This window comes from Mycobacterium sp. IS-836 (assembly GCF_001954275.1).
Taxonomy (GTDB): domain Bacteria; phylum Actinomycetota; class Actinomycetes; order Mycobacteriales; family Mycobacteriaceae; genus Mycobacterium.
The window spans coordinates 1-1118 of record NZ_MBEU01000015.1 but is presented as its reverse complement, the minus strand read 5'-3'; the positions used below and the strand labels follow the sequence as shown (position 1 = coordinate 1118).

Here is a 1118-nt window from a genome sequence, read left to right as displayed (position 1 = left end):
CGAGCCCGGGAGACATAGTCGGGACCGAGGATCCGGTGCAGGTCGGCGGCCAGCGATTCACGGCTGGTGCTCGTAAAACGCCGCCCAGAACCAACTTTCAGACGTTTGACGTGAGAGGCCCAGATCGCCTGATCGGGTGCCGTCCAGAGGATCAGCATGGGCACCCCGGCGCGCAGGCCCGCGGCAATGGTGCCCATGCCGCCGTGGTGCACGACCGCGCGGCAGGCCGGGAAGACCGCAGCGTAATTCACCGCTTCCACCACCTTGACGTGGTCGGAATGGGGGACATTGCCGAAGTCACTCCAGCCGGAGCAGATCAGCGCCCGTTCGCCCAGTTGCGCGCAGGCCGCGCCGATCATGGCGACGGTGTCGGCGGGAGACTTGACCGGCGTGCTGCCGAAGCCGAAGAAAATCGGCGGTGTTCCCGCGGCGATCCACGACGCGACCTCCTCGTCGGCGTCCGTGGCCAACTCCATCGTCAGCGCGCCGACGAACGGTCGTTGGCCGTTGCAGTTCGCCCATTCGGCGGCCAGCCCCGGGAAGCAAACTTCTTCGTAGGCCTGGATTTCCAGCGATGCGCGCTCGGCGATCCGTCGCGACCACAGGCCCGCCGCCTTCGGTAGCCCGAGTTCGCGGCGCTGCGCATCGTCGCGTTTCTTGAGCATCGGCCAAGACATCCACTCGGACACCGTCATCGCGGAACGGCCCACCGGTGCGGGCAGCCCCGGAATGAGCTGGCCGTTGGCCCGTATCGGGAAGGTATGCAGCGTGGCCAGCGGAATGCCATAGTACTCCGCGATGTTGGCCGCGGACTGTTCGCCGATGGCGCTGGTGAGCACCAGGTCGGCCCCCTCGGCCAGCGACATCAGCGTCTTGCCGATCTCCTCCCAGAGCTGGTTGAACAGCCGCTGATCTTCGCGCACCAACGCGCTCAGTTCCCGGACCTTCCAAAAGCTCCGGAACAAACGGGTCAAAAGGTCGCGGTGCACGTCCTGCCACAGTCGCGCGTCCGGCCCAAACTCGGTCGCCCTGAGCCCGGCCGACTCGACGAATTCAACCAGGTCGGGCGCGACGGCCACGTGTACGTCGTGCCCGCGGCGCAGCAGTTCACGGCCGAC

Annotated in this window: 1 protein-coding gene; it reads right to left on the bottom strand. The window is 67.0% G+C overall.

Going from position 1 to position 1118, the window contains the following annotated elements; genetic code table 11:
* A partial coding sequence (locus A5747_RS07265) for a glycosyltransferase (RefSeq protein ID WP_076122983.1) occupies positions 1-1118 on the bottom strand: 1118 nt, incomplete at both ends.